At 72.8% G+C, this 15,280-nt stretch carries 13 protein-coding genes; 8 read left to right on the top strand and 5 right to left on the bottom strand.

The genetic code is table 11. The features are described from left to right. The first annotated feature begins 9 nt into the window (after window positions 1-9). The 3 genes from ABZ444_RS14130 to ABZ444_RS14120 are packed head-to-tail and all read left to right on the top strand — an operon-like array spanning window position 10 to window position 3,274. Complete coding sequence (locus tag ABZ444_RS14130; protein ID WP_357995564.1) at window positions 10-921, top strand: ATP-binding cassette domain-containing protein; 912 nt, start codon at window positions 10-12, stop codon at window positions 919-921. After that, window positions 918-1,679: an ABC transporter permease gene (locus tag ABZ444_RS14125; protein WP_357995561.1), complete on the top strand. Its 762-nt coding sequence runs from the start codon at window positions 918-920 to the stop codon at window positions 1,677-1,679. The genes ABZ444_RS14130 and ABZ444_RS14125 overlap by 4 nt, the downstream gene beginning before the upstream one ends. Next, window positions 1,676-3,274, top strand: a complete 1,599-nt coding sequence (locus ABZ444_RS14120) for a CocE/NonD family hydrolase (RefSeq protein WP_357995558.1) — start codon at window positions 1,676-1,678, stop codon at window positions 3,272-3,274. Before ABZ444_RS14125 ends, ABZ444_RS14120 begins: the two co-directional genes overlap by 4 nt. Here ABZ444_RS14120 and ABZ444_RS14115 read toward each other — a convergent pair. After that, window positions 3,247-6,420: a BTAD domain-containing putative transcriptional regulator gene (locus tag ABZ444_RS14115; protein ID WP_357995555.1), complete on the bottom strand. Its 3,174-nt coding sequence runs from the start codon at window positions 6,418-6,420 to the stop codon at window positions 3,247-3,249. The genes ABZ444_RS14120 and ABZ444_RS14115 overlap by 28 nt on opposite strands. Window positions 6,421-6,568: 148 nt before the next feature. On the opposite strand from ABZ444_RS14115, the gene ABZ444_RS14110 reads away from it, so the two are divergent. Further along, the gene (locus ABZ444_RS14110) at window positions 6,569-7,459 is read left to right on the top strand and encodes a hypothetical protein (RefSeq protein WP_357995552.1); all 891 of its coding nucleotides are present in this window, start codon (window positions 6,569-6,571) and stop codon (window positions 7,457-7,459) included. Window positions 7,460-7,699: 240 nt separating this feature from the next. Here the strand turns inward: ABZ444_RS14110 and ABZ444_RS14105 are convergent, their stop codons facing one another. Continuing rightward, window positions 7,700-8,308 (bottom strand): hypothetical protein, encoded by a 609-nt coding sequence (locus ABZ444_RS14105; protein WP_357995611.1) that lies wholly within the window; start codon window positions 8,306-8,308, stop codon window positions 7,700-7,702. Window positions 8,309-8,310: 2 nt separating this feature from the next. Then, the gene (locus ABZ444_RS14100; RefSeq protein WP_357995549.1) at window positions 8,311-9,702 is read right to left on the bottom strand and encodes a selenium-binding protein SBP56-related protein; all 1,392 of its coding nucleotides are present in this window, start codon (window positions 9,700-9,702) and stop codon (window positions 8,311-8,313) included. A 106-nt stretch (window positions 9,703-9,808) separates the two neighbouring features. Here ABZ444_RS14100 and leuE point away from each other — a divergent pair, with 106 nt between their 5' ends. Both leuE and ABZ444_RS14090 read left to right on the top strand, forming a co-directional pair. Next, window positions 9,809-10,462: a leucine efflux protein LeuE gene (gene leuE, locus ABZ444_RS14095; protein ID WP_357995546.1), complete on the top strand. Its 654-nt coding sequence runs from the start codon at window positions 9,809-9,811 to the stop codon at window positions 10,460-10,462. Between the two features lie 203 nt (window positions 10,463-10,665). Further along, a complete protein-coding gene (locus ABZ444_RS14090; protein WP_357995544.1) occupies window positions 10,666-11,307 on the top strand; it encodes a VC0807 family protein in 642 nt (213 codons plus the stop codon). Here the strand turns inward: ABZ444_RS14090 and ABZ444_RS14085 are convergent. Together ABZ444_RS14085 and ABZ444_RS14080 are read right to left on the bottom strand one after the other, a co-directional pair. Then, window positions 11,215-12,183 (bottom strand): hypothetical protein, encoded by a 969-nt coding sequence (locus ABZ444_RS14085; RefSeq protein WP_357995542.1) that lies wholly within the window; start codon window positions 12,181-12,183, stop codon window positions 11,215-11,217. The two genes, ABZ444_RS14090 and ABZ444_RS14085, sit on opposite strands and share 93 nt — an antisense overlap. A 16-nt stretch (window positions 12,184-12,199) precedes the next feature. Further along, window positions 12,200-13,375, bottom strand: a complete 1,176-nt coding sequence (locus ABZ444_RS14080; RefSeq protein WP_357995539.1) for a histidine kinase — start codon at window positions 13,373-13,375, stop codon at window positions 12,200-12,202. 392 nt (window positions 13,376-13,767) lie between these two features. Between ABZ444_RS14080 and ABZ444_RS14075 the strand changes: the two genes are divergently transcribed. Both ABZ444_RS14075 and ABZ444_RS14070 read left to right on the top strand, forming a co-directional pair. After that, window positions 13,768-14,385, top strand: coding sequence for a DedA family protein (locus tag ABZ444_RS14075; RefSeq protein WP_357984304.1), 618 nt, complete (start codon window positions 13,768-13,770; stop codon window positions 14,383-14,385). 36 nt (window positions 14,386-14,421) lie between these two features. Further along, window positions 14,422-15,234 carry a DMT family transporter gene (locus tag ABZ444_RS14070; RefSeq protein ID WP_357995536.1) on the top strand — a complete coding sequence of 271 codons (813 nt, stop codon included), beginning with the start codon at window positions 14,422-14,424 and terminating at the stop codon, window positions 15,232-15,234. Window positions 15,235-15,280 lie beyond the last annotated feature (46 nt).

Here is a 15,280-nt window from a genome sequence, read left to right as displayed (position 1 = left end):
CGTAGGGGCATGACATACGCGATCGAAGCGGAAGGGCTCGTCAAGCGGTACGGCGACAAGACCGCGCTGGACGGCGTCGGCCTGCGGGTCAGGACCGGCACCGTGCTCGGCGTGCTCGGCCCCAACGGCGCGGGCAAGACCACCGCCGTCCGCATCCTGGCCACCCTCGCCGCCCCCGACGCCGGCCACGCCACGGTCGGCGGGCACGACGTCGTCACCCAGGCCCGCCGGGTCCGCGAGCTGATCGGCCTGACCGGCCAGTACGCCTCGGTCGACGGGAAGCTGACCGGCACCCAGAACCTCGTGCTCGTCGGCCGCCTGCTCGGCCTGTCCAGGCCGGCCGCCAGGGCCAGGGCCGCCGAGCTGCTGGCCAGGTTCGGCCTGGAGGAGGCGGCGGGCCGGGCGGCGGCCGGCTACTCGGGCGGCATGCGCCGCCGGCTGGACCTGGCGGTCAGCCTGGTCAGCCGGCCCCGGATCCTGTTCCTCGACGAGCCGACGACCGGCCTCGACCCGCGGGCCCGCGGCGACCTGTGGGACGTGGTCAGGGAGCTGGTCGCGGACGGGGTGACGGTCCTGCTGACCACGCAGTACCTGGAGGAGGCCGACCAGCTCGCCGACGACCTGCTGGTCATCGACCGCGGCCGGGTGGCGGCGAGCGGCACGCCGGCCGAGCTCAAGTCGCTGGCCGGTGGGCACCGGCTGGACGTCCGGCCGCTGCACGCCGCCGACCTGGAGAAGGCCGGCTCGATCCTCGGCGCCACGGCCGTGGACGGGCTGCTCAGCGTGCCCGTGCACGACCTGGCCGGGCCGCCCGACCTGCTCAGGCGGCTGGACGACGCCGGGATCGTGCTGGCCGAGCACGCCCTGCGCCTGCCCTCCCTCGACGACGTCTTCCGCACACTCACCGGAGCAAGCTCATGACCACCGCGCTCTCCCAAGGGCTGACGCTCGCCTGGCGCAGCCTGATCCCCCTGAGGAACAACCCCGGCCAGCTCGCCGGGCTGCTGCTCCAGCCCGTCTTCATGATCGTCATTTTCGTCTACCTGTTCGGCGGGGCGGCCGGGGGCGACCGGGCGGGCGCGGTGTCGTACATGCTGCCCGGCGTGCTCGTCCAGGTCGCGCTGATGGCGACGATCACGACGGGCATGAACCTGGCCACCGACATCGGCAACGGCGTGTTCGACCGGTTCAGGACCATGCCGATCGCCAGGTCGGCGCCGCTGGCCGGGCGCATCATGGCCGACCTGCTGACCCTGCTGATCACCATCGCCATGTCGCTGGCCGTGGGGTACGCCGTCGGCTTCCGCGTGCGGACCGATCCGCTGAGCGCGCTGGCCGGGATCGGCCTGGTGCTGCTCATGGTGACGGCACTGAGCTGGGGGTCGGCCTGGATCGGGCTGGTGGCCAAGTCGGTCGCCTCCATGCAGGGCATCGCCACCGCCGTGCTGCTGCCGCTCACGTTCGGCAGCAGCGCCTTCATCCCCGCCACCGGCCTGCCGGGCTGGCTGACCTGGTGGATGGGCGTCAACCCCGTCTCGCACCTGGCCGGCGCGCTGCGCGGCCTCCTGGTGGGCGGCCTGGCGGCGTCCGACGTGTGGATCACGCTCGGCTGGGCCGCCGCGCTGCTCGCCCTCTTCGCCCCCTTCGCCCTTCGTGCCTACAACAGGAAAGTGCGATGATCGAGACCACCGAGACCATGACCACCCGCGACGGCGTCGAACTCGTGGCGACGCTCTGGCGTCCCGAGGGCGACGCGCCCCGGCCCGTCCTGCTGAGCCGCACCCCCTACGGCAGGGCCGTGCCGAGCGCCGGGCACCACCTCGACGTCGAGCGCCTGGTGGCGGCCGGATACGCCGTGTGCCTCCAGGACGTCCGCGGCACCGGCTCCTCCCAGGGCGAGTTCCGCTTCCTGCGGGGCGAGGCCGCCGACGGCCACGACGCGGTCCGCTGGGCGGCCACGCGCCCCTGGTCCGACGGGAACGTCGGCATGTACGGCGACTCCTACCTGGCGATCACCCAGCTGCTGGCCGCCCAGGAACGCCCCGAAGGGCTGCGGGCCATCGCGCCCCACGTCTCCCCCCTCGGCCTGTACGAATGCGTCCACCAGCCGGGCGGCGTCGCCAACCTCAACGTCTTCCTCACCGTCAGCGTGGTCGTCCTGGCCGTGCGGGAGCTGGACCGCCGGATCGCGGCCGGGCTCGCCACGGCGCGGGACAAGGAGGCGTACCTGGCGGCGATCGGCATGCCGGACCGGATCGCCGAGACCCTCCAGGAGCTGTCCGAACGCCTTCCGCCGAGCGACCAGCCGCTGCTGGCCGAGCTCGTGCCCTGCTACGCCACCTGCGTGGACGCCGCCGACCCGGCCGACCCGCTGTGGCGCGAGGCCGTCGTGGACCACGCCGCGATCGAGGTGCCCGCGCTGGTCAGCACCGGCTGGTACGACTGTTTCAGCGCCGGCTCGATCGAGCACTACCTGCGCCTGCGCGGGCCGCGCCGGCTGATCGTCGGGCCGTGGAGCCACATCAGCCACGACCGGGACATCTGCGGCCGCGACTACGGCGACCGCGCGAGCCAGGACGCCGTCGACTGGACCGGCATCCACCTGGACTGGTTCGGCCACTGGCTGCGCGGCGCGCCCGCCCGGGACACGACGCCGGTGAAGATCTTCGTGATGGGGGCCGACGAGTGGCGGGACGAGGAGTCCTGGCCGCTCACACGGGCCCGGCCGGTGCCGTACCACCTGGGCGCCGGCGGCACGCTCACCCGCGAGCCCGCCGTCCACGGGCAGAACGCGGGCGGCGGCGCTTTCACCGCCGACCCCGCGGATCCCGTGCCGACGGTGGGCGGGGCGGTCATGACGTTCGACGCGTTCGGCCCGCTCGACCAGCGCCCGCTGGACGGCCGCGACGACGTCCTGCGGCACCGGACGGAACCGCTGTCCGCCGCCGTCGAGGTGAGCGGGCACGTCGAGCTGGTCGCGCTGGTCTCCGCCACCGCGCCCAGCGCCGACGTGACCGCCAAGCTGATCGACGTGCACCCCGACGGCCGCGCCGAGCTGCTGATCGACGGCGTCGCCAGGGTCACCGGCCTGACGCCGGGCGAGCCGGCCGCGGTCAGGGTGCCCCTGGGCTGGACCTCGAACCTCTTCCGCCCCGGCCACCGGATCAGGATCGACGTGGCCGGCTCCAACTTCCCGCGTTTCGCCCGGAACCCGGACAAGGGCACGACCACGCTGCACGCGCCCTCCTACGTGGTGCTGCCGACCATCGAGTAGAGCTCGGCCAGTGGCAGGGCGGCGCCCTCGGCGAAACGGCGTTCGAAGAGCTCCTCCCCGAGGGCCCTCCTGGCCGCCGCGCGTCCCTCCGTGGTGTCGGGCGAGGTGTCCTGGGGGACGACCGCCGACGCCCCGCCGAACAGCACCGCCGCCCGCTCCTGGTCGCCCGCGGCCTGCGCCGCCAGCGCGAACCCGGCCAGCGTCATCGACAGCAGCGGCCGGTCCGGGCTGACGTCGCCGAGGACGTCGAGCGCCTGGCGGTGCCGGGCCAGCGCGGCCGCCAGGTCGCCGGCGCGGGCCAGCGCCCGGCCGTAGGAGGTCAGGTACACCGCCGTGAGCTGCGGCACCCGGGGAGCCGCGGCCACGACACCGTCCATGTCCCGGTAGATCGCCAGGCTGCCGTCCAGGTCGCCGCGCTGCGCCTGGTACGCGGCCTCGCCCAGGCCGAGCAGCACCAGCGTCCACGGCGACGTCTCCTCGCCCACCCGGGACCTGGCCATGGCGAGGTCGGCGCCCGCGCCGTCCAGGTCGTCGACCCGCAGGCGGAGCTGGGCGAGCCGGATCAGGGTGGAGATCGACTCGTCGTCGCTGACCCATTCGCTGGTCAGCGATCTGGTCTCGGCGATCAGGTCGTCGGTGCTCGCGCCGCGCTCGGCCCGCAGGTCGGCCAGCCCCAGCAGCGCCTCGCTCAGCCCCCAGCGGTCGCCGAGCCGCCTGAACCCCTCGACCGCCCGTTCCAGCTCCCGCTCTCCCCCCGCCTGCATCCGGCCGCCGATCATCAGGGCGGCGGACGACAACCACAGGTCGTCGCTGCCGGCGTAGTCGCCGATCAGCGTGGCCGCCCGCTCGTCCTGGCCGGCCGCCGCGGCCATGACGACCCTGCTGATCAGCAGCAGCGGGTGCACCGGCCCCTCCCGGACCGCCCGCTCCACCAGCTCCTCCATCCGGACCGACAACTCCAGCATGGCCGCGCGGTCGTTGCTGATCGTCCCGAACACGTCGACGCCGTAGGCGAACATGCAGGACGTGTACGCCGCCGCGAGCCCCGGCGGCGGCGTGTCCCCGGCCAGGTCGAGCGCCTGCCTGGCCCACACCGCGCTCTCCCGGCGGTAGCCGCACATCCACCAGTACCAGTTGAGCGCCCCGCACAGCCGCAGCGCGGGCCCGGCGTCGCGCCGGTCGATCAGCCAGCGCAGCGCCGCCGCGAAGTCGTCGCGTTCTGCCGCCAGCCGTTCGATCCACTGCACCTGCGTGGCGGTGCGCAGCTCGGGCACCGCGCGTTCGGCCAGGTCGAGCAGGTGGCGGGCGTGCCGGTCGCGGTACTCGGCGGTCTCGTCCGCCTCGGCCAGGCGTTCCAGGGCGTAGGCGCGGATGGTCTCCAGCATCGCGTAGCGGCCTTCGGGCGACAGGCGCACCAGGGACTTGTCGGCCAGCGCGCCGAGGACGTCGGCCGTGCCGCCGCACACCTCCTCGACGGCCTCCAGGGTCGCGCCGCCGGCGAACACGCCGAGCCGCCGGGCCAGCACGCATTCCCGCTCGTCGAGCAGGTCCCAGCTCCACTCCACGACCGCCCGCAGCGTCTGCTGGCGCGGCAGCGCGGTACGGCTGCCGCCGTCGAGCAGCCTGAACCTGTCGTCCAGCCGGTCGGCGAGCTGGCGCGGCGTCATCGTACGCAGCCGGGCGGCGGCCAGCTCGATGGCCAGCGGCATGCCGTCGAGCCTGCGGCAGAGCGCGACCACGGCCGCCGCGTTGCCCTCGTCCACGGCGAACGACGGCCGGGCCGCCGCCGCCCGGTCGACCAGCAGCCGCACCGACGGGTACGCCGCCGCCTCGGCGGGCCCGGCCCCGAGCGGCGGTGGTTCGAGCGGCGGGAGGGGCAGCAGCCGCTCGCCCGGCACGTTGAGCGGCTCCCTGCTGGTGGCCAGCACCCGCAGCTCGGGGCACTCGTCGAGGAGCCGCTCGACCAGCACGGCCGCGGCCGTCACCACGTGCTCGCAGTTGTCCAGCACGACCAGCGCGGGCCGTTCGCCCAGTGCCTCGGCGACCTGCTCGACCACGTCCTTGGCCGCCTCGGGCGGGCGGTAGCCGGGGCGGTCGTCGCGCAGGCCGAGCGCGTCGAGCACGGCACCGGGCACGCCGGCCGGGTCGCTGACCGAGGCCAGCTCCACCATCCACGCCGCGGCCGGCCGCCGGCCGCGGGGCTCGCCTGCCGTCCGAGGTGCGGAGGGTTCGCCGGCCGGCCGGAGGGCCGCCTCGATGCGGGGTTCGGTGCGGGGGGCGGTGGCCAGTTGGAGGGCTGCCTCGGTCGCCAGCCTGGTCTTGCCCGCGCCGCCCGGCCCTACGAGCGTGACGAGCCTGTCGTGGCGGAGCAGGCCGGTGAGCCGTCCGAGCTCGGCCTCCCGGCCGATGAAGCTGGTGCGCGGCTTGCGTACGTTGCCCTTCGGCCGGCTCCTCGGCCACGCGACCGGGCGCGGCTCCGCCGACAACACCGCCAGGTGCGCGGCCCGCAGCTCGGCGCCGGGATCGACGCCCAGCTCGTCGGCCAGCCGGTGGCGGGTGCGTTCGAACAGCTCCAGCGCCTCGGCCTGCCGTCCGGACGCGGCCAGCCCGCGCATGGCCAGCGCGACCAGCCGCTCGCGCAACGGGTGCGCCGTCACCTCGGCGGCGAGCTCGACCGGCCGCCCGGCCGCCAGCAGGCGCTCGGCCCTGGCCTCGACCGCCGCCAGCCGCTCCTGCTCCAGGGCGGTCGCCGCGTCGGCCAGGTACGGGACCGACGTGAGATCCGCCAGCGCCGCCCCATGCCACAACGCCAGCGCCCGGTCGGCGTCCTCGCCCGCCAGCCGCCGGAACGCCAGCGCGTCCACCTGTTCGGCGGGGAGCGCGAGGGCGTACCCGCCGGGGCGGCTGTCGATCACCTCGTCCGGCCTGAGCGCCGCCCGCAGCCGTCTGACCAGCGTCTGCAGCGCGTTGGCCGCGTTGGCGGGCGGCTCGTGCGGCCAGAGCACGTCGATCAGCCGCTCCGCGGTGACCGTACGGCCCGCTTCGAGCGCCAGCACGGCCAGCAGCGCCCGCAGCCGGAGACCGCCGACCACGACCGGTCCCCCGTCGCCCTCGACCTCCAACGGCCCCAGGATGGATATCCGCACGTACCACATCCTGCCCTGCCTGCGCACATGCTCCGGTAGAGACCTTTCTCCCGCCCGTTTCCTCCCAGGGATGAACTCTTTCCACCGCCACGCGCCTGCCATCCGTTTTCGCGGACACGCAACGTCATCGATCGCTAACGTTCCGCTCGTGATCTCCTCCCAGCACGAGGCGCTGCACCGCGACTTCCGTGACAATCCAGAGCTCTGCACGAGCGTCTTCAAGGTGCTCGACATCCCCTTCCCGTCACCGACCGAGGTCGCGGTGGTGGACACCGATCTGACCGAGATCAAGCCGATCGAGCGGCGCGCCGACACGATCATGATGTTCACGTCCCTGGAAGGACAGCACGTGGTCATCACCGAGTCGCAGTCCAAGCCCGACGACCGCAAGACCGCCGCCTGGGCGCACTACATCAGCCACGTGCACGTCAAGTTCGCCTGCCCGGTGACGCTGCTGGTGATCTGCCAGGACGAGGCGACCGCCGGCTGGGCCGCCCTTCCGAAGACGATCGGCCTGCCGGACTGGCCGACGCTGTCCGTCCGGGCGGTCGTCGTGGGCCCGCACAACATCCCCGTGATCGACGACCTCGCCGAGGCGGTGAACGACGTGGTGCTCACCATGTTCTCGGCGCTGACCCACGCCCGTTCCCAGGAGGTCACTGCCATACTGGAAGTCCTGGCAGACGCCTTGGACACCACCGACACCACCAGCGCGGGACACATCGCCGAACAAACCGAAGTAGGCCTCGGAAACACCGACGCCCGACGAATCTGGAGAGACCTGATGGCGACCAAGACCTACCGCTACCAGTCCGAGTACGCCCAGATGCTGCGCGCCGAGGGCAGAGCCGAGGGCGAAGCCAAAGCGCTGCTGCGGATGCTCGACCGTCGTGGCGTAGTGGTCCCCGACGTCGTGCGTGAGCGCGTCCTCTCCTGCACCGACACCACCGTCATTGACACCTGGATCGACAGGGCCGTCCACGCCACCAGCCTCTCCGACATCTTCGGGATTGACGACGAGCAACCGGAACAGGGCTGACGGGCGGCCATGACGTACCGCTACCGCTCCGAGTACGCCGAGATGCTGCGCGCCGAAGGCGCGGCGGAGGCCATGACAGCCAGGGGCATGACCAGGGGGCTCTTGCGGCTGCTGGACGGGCGAGGCCTGGAGGTGCCCGATGATGTGCGGGAGAGGGTCACCGCCTGCACGGACATCGCCGTCCTCGAAACCTGGATCGACCGGGCCGTCCACGCCGACTGTCTCGGCGAGGTGTTCGGGTCAGGCTTGGAGGAGGGTGAGGAGGCCGGCGGCGATCAGGGCGGCGGCCCACATGCGGTCCACGTTGAACCAGGCGCGGCGCAGGATCGTCAGGCCGAGCACCTCGTAGACCACCAGGGCCACGACGCCGGCCACCACGAACATGGCCAGCGTGTGGAGGGCCGCCACCGCCAGTCCGCCTGAGACGGCGTGCCCCGGGTGGCCCTCCGCGCGCAGCCCGGTGAGTACGGGCAGCAGCATGAGCCCGGCGCCGTGGGCCGACGACATCAGGAAGGACCAGCCGGCGAGCTGGGCGAGCGACAGGCGCATGCCCACCCACCGGAAGTGGCGGGTGGACAGCAGCCGCCACAGCCCGAACGCCACCAGCACCAGCCCGCCCGCCACCGGCAGCGCCGCGCCCGTCATGAGGGAGCCGGTCACGGCCACCACGAGGGCGACCAGGGCCACCGACGCCAGGTGGCCCAGGGCGATCACGGGGATCGACTGGAGCAGCAGGTCGCGGCTGCGCTCCTGCAGGCCGCGGGCCACCGCGAAGAGCCAGCCCATGGCCGGGTTCAGGCCGTGGAAGGCCCCCAGCAGCAGGACCGTCGCGGTGCTCATGGCGGGCATGGTCACGGGTAGCAGTAGGAGTCGGAGGAGGCGTCGCCGCCCTGGAGGCGTACCTGGTGGGGGCGCAGGCCGCGGAAGGCGTCGCCGTGGGGGAAGAAGGCGGTGTCGAAGGTGAACGAGGCGGCGTCGACCTTGGCGAGCCAGGCTCCGACGCCCTCGGGGTAGAACTGGTCGTCCCAGGAGCCGTACAGGGAGTTGGTGAGGTAGACGCGGCGGCCGTCGCGGCTCACCTCGACCATCTGGGGGCCGCCGCGCAGCGGGAGGCCGGGCTCGGCGGGGTGCGGAGTGCGCCGGGTGATGCCGCCGATCCGCAGGGAGCCCAGCTCGACCGGCTTGTACGGGTCCGACACGTCGTACTGCTTCAGCTCGCCGGTGCCCCAGCACGAGACGTACAGGCGCTGGTCGTCCACGGCGAGGGCGATGTCGGTGACCAGCGGCGGCACGGCGGCGAACGGCTGCAGCACGGGCGGCAGCAGGGCGGGGTCGGCCGGTTCTGCGGGGATGGTGATGACCTTCCGCGCCTGCCAGCGGCCGTCCTCGTGGAACCACAACCAGACGGAGGCCGACAGGTCCTCCACGCTGGTGACCACGCCGACGAAGCCGTACAGGCGGGTGGGGTCGTGGGCGGGGCGCAGCTCCAGCGGCATCTGATGCTGGTCGCCCAGGTCCACCTCCTGCACGTGCCGGCGCTTGCGCAGGTCCCAGAAGTGCAGCTTGTGGCCGTACTTGCGGCCGAGCAGCAGCTCGCCGACCACGCCGTCCTCGATCATGGACGGGGTGCCCCACTCCGAGGTGATCAGCACGTCGTGGTTGATGTGCCACCAGAAGTCGTAGGCGAGGTACTGCGGCCCGCGGTCCAGCTCCCACCGGCCGAGCACCTCGAAGGAGGTGTGGTCGAGGACGGCGATCCCGCCGGGGCCCTCGGCGCCGTCCGCGCCGCCGAGCGCCGAGACGTACAGGCCCTCGGGGCCGCAGTGGACGGTGTGCGGGCGGGAGTAGCCCGCCCGCCTGGCCAGCGACTCGGCGTCGATCACCTTGACCAGCTCGGGGCTGACCCGGTCCTTGGTGTCGTAGATGTGGATGCGCGAGGAGCGCAGGCCGGGGACGACCAGGTAGCGCCGCTCGACGTGCGGGTGCGGCGCGTTGGGGCACAGTGCGCTGCTGCAGGCGTTCCAGCCGAAGTGGTGCAGCTCGTCGCCGGTGCCGGGCAGGTCGGTCCAGCCGATGACCGTGCCGTAGGCCGGGGAGGCGGGGTCGGTGTCGAGCACGGCCAGCGCGTCCGGACGGTTCGCCGACCGGTCGAAGGCGGCGACGTAGGCCAGCTTCTCCACGGGGGCCTCGACGGCGTCGCGCGGGGAGGGGTAGAACGTGGGGTCGGGGGTCCAGAGAGCCATGACATCAGATATTCACGAGTATCCCTACTGGGTCAATAGGCATCAGCGCCGCAAAGTGCAGGCCCCAGCCGACTAAATCGGCACATATCACGCGATACCGTTAAGCGTGTTCTTCGGTATCACGGACATCTGGACCTACGTCGTCGGCGCCTTCTTCATCGTGCTGCTCCCCGGCCCGAACTCCCTGTACGTCCTCAGCTTCGCCGCCCAGCACGGCGTCCGGCAGGGCTACCGGGCGGCGGCGGGCGTGTTCCTCGGCGACACCGTCCTGATGGTGCTCGCCGCCGCCGGGGCCGCGTCGCTGCTGCGCGCGACGCCCGCGCTGTTCACCGTCGTCAAGTACGTCGGCGCCGCCTACCTGGCCTGGCTCGGCTTCCAGATGATCCGCGGCGCGGTACGGGCCTGGCGGGCCGGTCCGGCGGCGGCGGACGACGCCGGGGCGGCCCCCCTGCGGCAGGCGCGGCCGTTCCGCAAGGCCCTGACGATCAGCCTGCTGAACCCGAAGGCGATCCTGTTCTTCCTGTCGTTCTTCATCCCGTTCGTGGACCCCGGGTACAGCGCGCCCTGGTTGTCGTTCCTCATCCTGGGCGCGGTGATCCAGATCTTCAGCGTGCTCTACCTCACCACGCTGATCTTCTCCGGCACGTTCCTGGCCGGCCAGTTCCGCCGGCACAAGAAGCTGAGCGCGGGCCTGACCTCGGGCGTCGGCGCGCTGTTCCTCGGGTTCGGCGCCAAGCTCGCCACGGCGTCACTCGGCTGAAAGCCAGGTTCAAGGGTGAGCTGGTTTCGTATGGAACAGATGGAACGCGGCAAAAGCGGCAGTCCTACTCGCCGGGCTCCGGTACGGTAGGCCACCGGCCTTCGGAGTCACACCCGGCGGGTGACGACGACCGGTCCATCCGGCAAGCCTGGACCCCCGAAGCCCGGGTAGACGCTGATCGTCGGCCTATCTGCGGAGCAGCCTTGAACCACCATCCGGTCGCACTCCCCCGTCTGACCGCGCTCGCCCGTCAGGCGGCCCCCCGCCTGCTCGAAGGCGTGGTCGCCCCCCTGCTGGTGTTCTACCTCGCCATGGTCGTGCTGGGCTTCAAGTGGGCCCTGGTGGCCACGGTCTCCTGGGTGTACCTCGGCGTGGCCTGGCGGCTGGTCAGAGGGGTCAAGGTGCCCGCCACCATGTTCCTGGCCGCGTTCGCGATCACGGTACGGGCCCTGGTGTCGTTCTGGACGGGCACCTGGATGTGGTTCTTCATCCAGCCGGAGCTGGGCACGATCTGCATCAGCATGGTCTTCCTGGCCTCCGTCCGGCTCGACCGGCCGCTGGTGCAGAAGCTCACCCTCGACTACATCCACCTGCCGTCGGCCGTGCTCAAGCACGAGCGGGTGCGCAGGTTCTTCGCCAGGATCACGCTGCTGTGGGCGTTCGTGCTGCTGGCCAACTCGACGCTGAGCATCTTCCTGGCCGTCTACGAGAAGCTGGAGGGCTCGCTCGGCGCGTTCATGGTGCTGCGCACCTCAGCGGTGGCCGTGATCAGCGGGCTGGCGATCACGTTCTCGATCCTGGCCTTCAAGCGCGTCCTGGCCAGGCTGCACGTGGCCCACGCCTGACCGTTCGGCCAGCAGGAACGCTCCACACATCCCCATCACCAGCCCGGTCAGCATGCCGAACAGCTCGGCGAAGTCCGCGACGCCCGTGCCGCCGTAGGCCAGGGGGCCGCCCGTGGACCTGACGATCATCGAGAACAGCCCCCAGCCGAACAGCGAGCCCGACCCCAGCCAGGCCAGCACCAGCGGCCGCCAGAACGGACCGTTCCCGCGCCGCCTGACCAGGGCCACCAGCGCGGCCGCCCCGCCCACCGCGAGCAGGCCCTTCAGCCCGTTCTGGACGGCCTGGACGGTCCCGTCGAACGCCATGACGACGCGCAGCACCGCGACGGCGGTCGCCACCAGGAGCGCGCCCCACGCCACCACCTCCTGGAACGACCTGGTCGCGCTCGGGAACGGCAGCTTGACCGGGGTGACGAAGACGGCCGGCCAGCGGTCGCGGGCGTAGAGGGCGAAGGCCGTCATGAGGGCGACGCCGAGGGTGATGAAACCGCCGTAGACGACCAAATAGACCCAGGTCTGGATCGGGCCGCCGCTGAAGATCGCCAGGCCGCCGATCAGCACGATCAGCGGGGTCGTCACGGCCAGCACCGACAGCAGGCCGGTGCCCACCCAGAGCGGCAGCAGCACCAGCCAGGCGGGCAGCCGCATGCCCCAGCGCATGGTGAAGGCCAGCGCCAGCAGCAGCCCGGCGGCCTCCATGGCGAAGGTCAGCGCGTTCATCCCGAGCATCTGCCCGTTGTCCATGAGCGCCGGGTCGGAGACGCCGACGGGGTCGCCGGTCAGCCAGAGCGTCTTGATCGTGAGGTAGGGCAGCGTGGCGGCGACCGCCACGATCGCGGCGGTGAGCCGGCCGATGCCCGCTCGCTGTTCTGTCATGCCCCGATCGTGCGCCTCAGGCGGGCCGGTCCCCTCCCGAGCGGCGGGGATCCGCCTCCCCCTCGCGGGGGAGCTCGACGGCCAGGCGGAAGCCGTCGCCGTCGGGGCCCGCGATCAGCGTGGCGCCGGCCAGCCGTACGCGCTCGCGCAGGCCCGCCAGGCCCAGCCCGCCGCGCCGGGCGCTGGGACGCGAGCTCGGCGGGCCGTTGCGCACGACCACCCGGTGCGGCGCGACCGACACGGCGACCGCCGCCCCCGGCGCGTGCTTGGCCGCGTTCGTCAGCCCTTCCTGGACGACGGCGTGCGCCAGCTCCGACGACGCCCCCGGCGCCAGCTCCAGGGTGATCGACATGCCGGAGTCCCTGGCCCGGCCGACCAGCTCGGCGACGTCCTCGCCCACCGGGGACAGCGGGGCCTCCTCGGCGTCCTCGCGCAGCAGGCCGATGATCTGACGCAGCCGCTCGGTCGCGTCGGCCGCCGCCACGCGCAGCTCGCCGGCCGCCTTGACCTGGGCCGGGCCGAGGCCGGGGGCGAGTTCGAGCCCGCCGGCGCGGACCGCGATCAGCGCCAGGTCGTGGCCGAGCGAGTCGTGCATCTCACGGGCGATCCTGGCCCGCTCGCGCAGCCGCGCCTGCGCCTCGACCGACAACCGCGCCTGCCGCCGCTGCTGGAGCACGCCCCGCCGGAGCAGCCCCAGCAGGTACGGCACCAGGTACGTGCCGACCAGCCCGGTGCCCATCGACACCCACAGCGCCAGGTCACCGCCATGGACCAGCACGACCCCGCAACCGACGGCCGCGATCAGGCAGAACACGGCCCCCGCGGGCCACAACCGGGTCATGCGCCGGCCGGTGAGGTAGGCGTACCAGATGATGAACGGCGAGGTCGCGAGCAGCGGCAGGATCTTCACGTTGCGCCGGGGCAGCAGCCACGTCAGGTCCACCGTCGCGAAGCCCTCGGTGAAGGTCCACGGGCCGAGCGGCAGCAGCAGCACCAGCGCCGCCAGCGGCCAGGCCCGGCCCACGAGCACGGCCAGCGCGGCCAGTCCCACCCTGGGCAGCGTCACCAACACGAACCCGGCCGGCTCGACGAACGGGTCGGGGCCCATGGCGGTCACGAAGATGCCCAGCACGGCCCACAGCAGCAGGTCGAGGACGACCTGACGGCGGTTCTCACGACGCAGACGGTTCACGCACCGACGTTATCCGCCGCCGGACGGGGCCGGTCCCGCCCGAAGGTCATGCGGCGCCCCTGACGAAAGTCAGGGTGGTGCCTGGTGCAGCGATCACGGTGGGGCTAACCCCACCTGAAAGGCGGATACCTCCTCTCCTGTTTCTGGAGCGCGCAACCGGTTTGATCGTGGGTGTCACGCGGAAGTCGCACGTCCGCCCCTGACGAAAGTAGGGGGTGGCGCGTGCCGATGGTCCGATGTGCCATGACCTGCGGAATTTCTACCTTCATGGGGTAGGCGGCCCTGACCCTCCTAGGGGACGGGCCCGCGTTCGACCGGGGGCATCCCCGATGTCCCCGGTCCGCTCACACCGACAGGCTTTGTGAGTGCCCTGACGATCGGAGTCCACGCATATGTCGCACGCCATTCTCGACCTGGTCCAGCAGGTGATGTCATCGCCATGGCTGTACGTGGCGCTGTTCGCCCTGGCGCTGCTCGACGGCTTCTTCCCCATCGTGCCCGCCGAGACGTCGGTCATCACCGCGGCGGTGTTCGCCGCCTCCGGCCAGACCAACCTGGCCCTGGTGATCCTGGTCTCGGCGCTCGGCGCGTTCGCCGGCGACCACGTGTCGTACCTGATCGGCAACCGGTCGGCGGGGCGGCTGCGGGGCAAGAAGGCGTTCGTCTGGGCGCGTGGCGCGCTGGCCGAGCGGGGCGGGCTGGTGCTGGTCGTGGCCAGGTACATCCCCGGCGGGCGGACCGCGACGACGCTGACCATGGGCGCCGTGGGGCATCCGCTGCGCTCGTTCACGTTCTTCGACGCCATCGCGGCCGGCTCGTGGGCGGTGTACTCCGGGCTGATCGGCTTCTTCGGCGGCATGGCCTTCGAGAACGACCCGATCAAGGGCCTGCTGCTGGGCCTCGGCATCGCGCTGTCGATCACCGGGCTCGTCGAGCTGGTGCGGTGGGCCAGGAAGCGGCGCGCCACCCAGCCTTCCCCGGAACGCCTTCCGGTGGACACGTCCGTTTGACCCTGCCCGGCAACCATCCGTCTGAAAGGAGTGCGCATGAGTGTGCTGGCCGCGGCGATCGCGCTGGTCGGTTCGCTGTTCTTCGCGCTCGGGGCCGCGCTGCAGCAGTTCGAGGCGGCGGGCTCGGCGAAGCCCGCGCTGCTGACCCTGCCGCGCAGGCCGCGCTGGCTGCTCGGCGGCGCCTCCATCGTGACGGGCGGCGGCCTGCACATCGTCGCCCTCGGGCTCGGCCCGCTGACCGTGGTGCAGCCGATGGGGGTGGCCAGCCTGCTGTTCGCGCTGCCCATCACCGCCGCGCTGCACGGCCGCCGGCCCTCCCGCAAGGAGCTGGCCGCGGCGGGCGTGGTCGCGGCCGGGCTGATCGGCCTGGTGCTGCTGGTGCCGGAGTCCGACGGGCCGACGTACCTGGCGCCCACGGGCGTGCTCACCCTGCTCGCCGTGGCCGGTGTCGCGGCGGTGCTGCTGTGGGCGGGCTCGAAGGCGGCCTCCCCCGCCGGCCGGGCCGCGCTGCTCGCCACGGGCTCCGGCGTCCTGTACGGCGCGACCGCCACGCTCATGCGCGTGCTCGTGGACGGCGGCTGGAACTGGTGGTACCTGCTGGCCCTGCCGGTCCCGCTGCTGCTGGCGCTGGTGATGCTGCAACGCGCCTACGCCGTCGGGCACTTCGGCGTCTCCTTCGCCTCGCTGCAGATCGCCGACCCGCTCACGGCGGTGGCCTTCGGGGCACTGCTGCTCGGCGAGCCGCTGCCGTCCGGCCTCGCGCCGATCGCGGCCGCCGCCCTGACCGCGGCGGGCACGGTCGCCCTGGCCCGGACGTCCCCGCTGGAGGCGCGCAACGACCTCGCCTGATCCCCTCCCCTGACCGAAACCCCCTGTTCGTCCATCGGCCCTCCCC

The organism is Nonomuraea sp. NPDC005730, assembly GCF_040630865.1.
Classification (GTDB): Bacteria; Actinomycetota; Actinomycetes; order Streptosporangiales; family Streptosporangiaceae; genus Nonomuraea.
The sequence above is the reverse complement of the archived record's forward strand: the minus strand, read 5'-3'. Positions and strand labels throughout refer to the sequence as shown.

Bases quoted from the DNA above. Each gene is read 5' to 3' on its own strand.
- ABZ444_RS14100 (WP_357995549.1), bottom strand. From the start codon at position 9,702: ATGGCTCTCTGGACCCCCGACCCCACGTTCTACCCCTCCCCGCGCGAC.
- ABZ444_RS14070 (WP_357995536.1), top strand. From the start codon at position 14,422: ATGAGTGTGCTGGCCGCGGCGATCGCGCTGGTCGGTTCGCTGTTCTTC.
- ABZ444_RS14130 (WP_357995564.1), top strand. From the start codon at position 10: ATGACATACGCGATCGAAGCGGAAGGGCTCGTCAAGCGGTACGGCGAC.
- ABZ444_RS14120 (WP_357995558.1), top strand. From the start codon at position 1,676: ATGATCGAGACCACCGAGACCATGACCACCCGCGACGGCGTCGAACTC.
- ABZ444_RS14075 (WP_357984304.1), top strand. From the start codon at position 13,768: ATGTCGCACGCCATTCTCGACCTGGTCCAGCAGGTGATGTCATCGCCA.
- ABZ444_RS14125 (WP_357995561.1), top strand. From the start codon at position 918: ATGACCACCGCGCTCTCCCAAGGGCTGACGCTCGCCTGGCGCAGCCTG.
- ABZ444_RS14105 (WP_357995611.1), bottom strand. From the start codon at position 8,308: ATGCCCGCCATGAGCACCGCGACGGTCCTGCTGCTGGGGGCCTTCCAC.
- ABZ444_RS14085 (WP_357995542.1), bottom strand. From the start codon at position 12,183: ATGACAGAACAGCGAGCGGGCATCGGCCGGCTCACCGCCGCGATCGTG.